Origin of the sequence: Mesorhizobium sp. M6A.T.Ce.TU.016.01.1.1 (assembly GCF_003997065.1) — a bacterium.
GTDB lineage: Bacteria > Pseudomonadota > Alphaproteobacteria > Rhizobiales > Rhizobiaceae > Mesorhizobium > Mesorhizobium mediterraneum.
In genome coordinates this window covers 1-4,037 of sequence record NZ_RZTJ01000062.1, presented here as the reverse complement: position 1 = coordinate 4,037, position 4,037 = coordinate 1, and the positions used below count along the sequence as shown (strand labels likewise).

Genomic DNA, 4,037 nt, shown 5'->3' with positions numbered 1-4,037 from the left:
ATAATTGACGATGCGGTTCTGGCCGCCGGAGACGACGAAGAGGATCGGCACGTCCTGGCCGGAGATCGAACGCGGGAATTGGATGTAGGTCTTGACGCCATCGCTGTAGACGCGGCTGGGCCGCCATCCGGCGCGACCCGAAATCGAATAGCCGAACTGCAACTGCTCGGCCGGAAGCCCGGCGCCGGGAGGCGTGCTCGCCTCCATGCGGGCGTTTATGTCGGCGAGCTTCGTCGACACGTCCTCGGGATATTCGAAACCGACGCGGGCCATGTACTGCGTCTGATGCGACTTGAGCTGAATGTGATAGGTGCGTCGAGAGGTCGTCACCACCATCGAGGTGACGATGCCGGGCTCGGAGGGCTTGACGATCAGGTGGATCGCCTGGCCGCCAGAGGCGCCGGAGGTCGCCGGTTCGACCTTCCAGCGTACCGTGTCGCCGACGAGAACATCGCGTACAACCTCACCGCCCTCAAGCTCGATATCGCACACCTGCAGCGGCGAGCATACGACCGAGGGCTGGATCTCGCCGTAGAGAAAGACGACCTTTCCGTCCGCGCCTTTCGTGACAAGGCCGCGCGATCCACGCCACTGGCCGGAAATGCCGATGCCCTTCGCCTCATTGGCAGTCACTCCATCGGCGAGGGCTTCCGAAGAGAGGAGGAAGGGCGACGCCTTCGTCGTGGATACGATCACGATGGCGTTCAGCGTGGCCCGAGCTATTTTGGTTCTGAAGTTCATATGCGGGCCATGCCTTTCAAAGCTGCGCAGTCCAGTCGAAGTCGCGGAGATAGAGTCCGATCGGGTTGAAACGAATGATGGCCTCGTCCTGCGGGGGCGTAAGCGTGACGGTGGCGACGCCGCGGAACCGCCGGACGGCCGTCTCCTTGCCCTTGCGGTCGCGTTCGAACTCGGTCCAATCAATCTGGTAGCTCTGGTTGGACAGGGCGACGATGTTGTTTACCTCGATGGCGACCGTCGCGGTCTTCGCCTTCTCGAACGGCGAGGACGAGCGGAACCAGGCGTTGACCTTTTCGGTGGCCGGATCGGAGGTTCTCAGATGCGAATAGGTGCGATCGATATACTGCTTCTGCACGACCGCATCCGGCGTCACGCTGCGGAAATTCGAGACGAAGCTGCCGAGCGTTGCCCTGACGACGCGGGGATCGGCATACTCGATCTGTTCCGGAAAACCGGCGCTCGAGGCGGTGCCGAGCTTGTCGACCTCGACGATGTACGGCACCAGCTTGACCTGCGTGCTTTGGAAGAGCGCATAGGAAAAGCCGATCACCGCCATGGTCATCCCGGCGATGCCGACTAGGCGCCAGGCGGCTGCGGCCTTGACATAGGAGCCATAGCGTTCGTTCCACTCCTGTCGGGCGGCAAGATAAGGGTTTTCGGGCGGATTGCCTGAGGCCATGCCGAACGGTCTCCTCACTTACTGTCATCGATCGGCGGCGGCACAGGCCGGGAGGATGTACGCCCCCCCGATTGCCGGCTCTGGTCGAGCTTGGCGTTTGCAAGCCCCAGGAGCGAGCCCGCATAGGCGCCGGGCGAGGCGATCGCCTTTTCTTTTGCCGCCGAGCCGGCGGCCCATCCGGCGCTGCCGATGCCAGAGGCCATGCCACGAAGTGCAGCACCCGCCATCGACGATCCGCCAGCTCGTGCGTCGCTCGCCGTCTGCGCGCCCCTTGACGCGGCACTCGCGCCGAGGAAGGCACCGCCGGCGGCGAAGGTCGCGGCCTGCGCACCGTGCCGAATCGCTTCCATGCCGCCGGCGATCGACGCGCCCTGGACCACCCCCTGCACGATCGGAGGAACGTACATGGCGATGACGAACACGACGACCGAAATGCCTGCGATGGCGAGCGTGGTGATGAACTGGTCGGAAGTCGCCGTCGGCGCCTCGGCCAGGCCGAGCAGGATGTCCGAGCCGATCTTGGCGATCATCACCAGCGCCATCAACTTCATGCCGACGGAAAAGGCATAGACCAGATAACGGACGGCGAAGTCCTTGGTGTAGGAGGAGCCTCCCAGCCCAAGCATGATCATCCCCGCCAGGAGCCCGACATACATCTCCACCATGACGGCCACGAAGATCGCGGCCACCAGAGAGAAGGAGACGACGACAACGACCATTGCGAAGACCGCGGCGATGGCGAGCGCGTTGTCCTCGAACAGGCCGAACTGCGCCTGCTCGGACATCTTGGATGCAACGCGAATGCCGGCATCAAAAATGTTCGCCGGCGAAGCCGAGCCGCCGCCGGCGCCGATCTGGAACAGGCTGTCGACCACGGCCTTGGCGAAGGCCGGTCCCTGATCGAGGATGAAGGCGAAGAGGCCGATGAACATGACCCGGCGCACCAGCTCGGCGAACCAAGCGTCGAGGCTGGCCGCGTTAATCGCCAGCCAGACCGCGGCGATCCCAACTTCGATGCTGGCGAGAATCCAGAACAGGGAGCGTGCCGCGTCCATGACCGTCGTCTCCCAGCCCTTTGCGGCGGTGACGACCTGGTTCTCCAGTGTTGTCAGAACCGAACCTTGCTGTGCAAGCGCCGGGGCGCTCGCGAGCAGCACGATGGCGATGACGATGAACACCGTCTCAAATGCGCGCGTGGGGCGGACAATCACCATCGCGGCTTCATCTCCTGTCCGCCGCGCACATCGCGATCCGGATCGCCCCCGAAGAAGCGTTCCCGGTGCTCTTGACGCGCAGCACCAGAGCTCGCCGCCGCCGCCGGCGTTTCTGTCGTGGCGTTCGGTTGCACGACCACCCAAAACATCATGCCGGCGCCGAAGGCGACGAACACCGCGAGGGCGATGAGAAGGCGCGGGCTCACCAGCGCGGCTCCATCGTCTGGCCGCCGCGGATATCGCGGTCGGGCGCGTTGAAGAACTGCTCGCGGCGGGCCTGGGCTAGGTCCTGTCTCGCCTGTTCGGACTGGAACCATGTGCCCATCATGGTCATCTGCTGCGAGACGAGTCCGCGCAGCTTCTGCATCTGCGCGACCTGCTGGGTGGCGATCTGATGGCCGACCTGCAGCGCCTTCATCTGGCCGTCGGCGCTCTCCGACATCGAGCGCAGCGAGGACATGGTGGATTCCTCGCTCGAGAACTGTTCCGCCGTGAGGTTCGCCGCCTTCAGCGTTCCGGCGATCGTGTCGCGGTTGGCGTCTGACCAACTCTGGTAGGTCGACGAAAAGCTTGTGCCATCCGGCAGGTTGCTCTTCATGTCGGCGAAGCTCTGGAAGCGCTGTTTCAAAACGTCATCGATATTGCCCATGGAAAAGGCGACGCCCTGCCCTTGCGCGACGACGTTCTGCAGGCTCTTCAGGTCGTTCTCGGCCTGGCCCCAGATGTGGCCCGGAAGCTGCGCGGTGTTCTGCAGCAGGTTGTTGTAGATATTGAGCTGGTTCTGGATTTGCTCGGCAAGCTGGGTGATCTGCTTGATCTGGTTGTTGACCTGCTCGGCCGACTTGCCGACGAGGCTGACAAGCTCGGCATTGTTTGCGAGCTGGGTCCATTCAGTCGCTTGCCCCGTCACGCCGCCGGCATGCGCGACCGGCGGCGCTACGGCAGTGCCCAGTATCAGCGCCGCGGCAACCGCGGCACGGGCGCTACGCTTTGGGGAAGAATGATGCGACATCGGCAATCCCCCTCTGTTTGAGCCATTTGAGGGGCCACGCGGCCCCATGCCTGGAATGAAGGGCACGGATCTGCTTGAGGTCCTCCTTGCCGGACGCTCCGACAAAGGAGAGGGCGACAGGACCGAGCGCCATGTCGAACAGCCTGCGGCCTTCCGGCGAGGCGACGTAGTATTCGCGTTTCGGCAGAGCAGTCGCGACGATCTCGATCTGCCGTTCGTTGAAGCCGGTCCGCTCGTAGAACTCGCGCGTTCCCGTCTCGCGCGCAGCGCCGTTCGGAAGGCAGATCTTCGTCGGGCAGCTTTCCTTCAAAACGTCGATGATGCCGGAGCGTTCGGCGTCAGAGATGGACTGCGTTGCGAGGACGACGGCGCAGTTCGCCTTGCGCAGCAC

The 4,037-nt window shown here is 63.8% G+C and carries 5 protein-coding genes and 1 pseudogene; all 6 read right to left on the bottom strand.

Translation table 11 applies throughout. The features are described 5' to 3' along the window. Nucleotides 1-741: P-type conjugative transfer protein TrbG (gene trbG / locus EOC94_RS33000; RefSeq protein ID WP_127295792.1), on the bottom strand; the 741-nt coding region annotated here is incomplete at its 3' end. Between the two features lie 16 nt (nucleotides 742-757). Beyond that, the gene (locus tag EOC94_RS32995) at nucleotides 758-1,420 is read right to left on the bottom strand and encodes a conjugal transfer protein TrbF (RefSeq protein WP_127295790.1); all 663 of its coding nucleotides are present in this window, start codon (nucleotides 1,418-1,420) and stop codon (nucleotides 758-760) included. A gap of 14 nt (nucleotides 1,421-1,434) precedes the next feature. Next, the gene (gene trbL / locus EOC94_RS32990) at nucleotides 1,435-2,634 is read right to left on the bottom strand and encodes a P-type conjugative transfer protein TrbL (protein WP_127295788.1); all 1,200 of its coding nucleotides are present in this window, start codon (nucleotides 2,632-2,634) and stop codon (nucleotides 1,435-1,437) included. Then, complete coding sequence (trbK, locus tag EOC94_RS32985; protein WP_127295786.1) at nucleotides 2,628-2,840, bottom strand: entry exclusion protein TrbK; 213 nt, start codon at nucleotides 2,838-2,840, stop codon at nucleotides 2,628-2,630. The genes trbL and trbK overlap by 7 nt, the downstream gene beginning before the upstream one ends. Next, nucleotides 2,837-3,646 (bottom strand): P-type conjugative transfer protein TrbJ, encoded by an 810-nt coding sequence (gene trbJ / locus EOC94_RS32980; protein ID WP_127295784.1) that lies wholly within the window; start codon nucleotides 3,644-3,646, stop codon nucleotides 2,837-2,839. The genes trbK and trbJ overlap by 4 nt, the downstream gene beginning before the upstream one ends. Then, nucleotides 3,618-4,037: pseudogene (locus tag EOC94_RS32975) on the bottom strand (conjugal transfer protein TrbE); the annotation flags it as partial. The gene trbJ and the pseudogene EOC94_RS32975, both read right to left, overlap by 29 nt.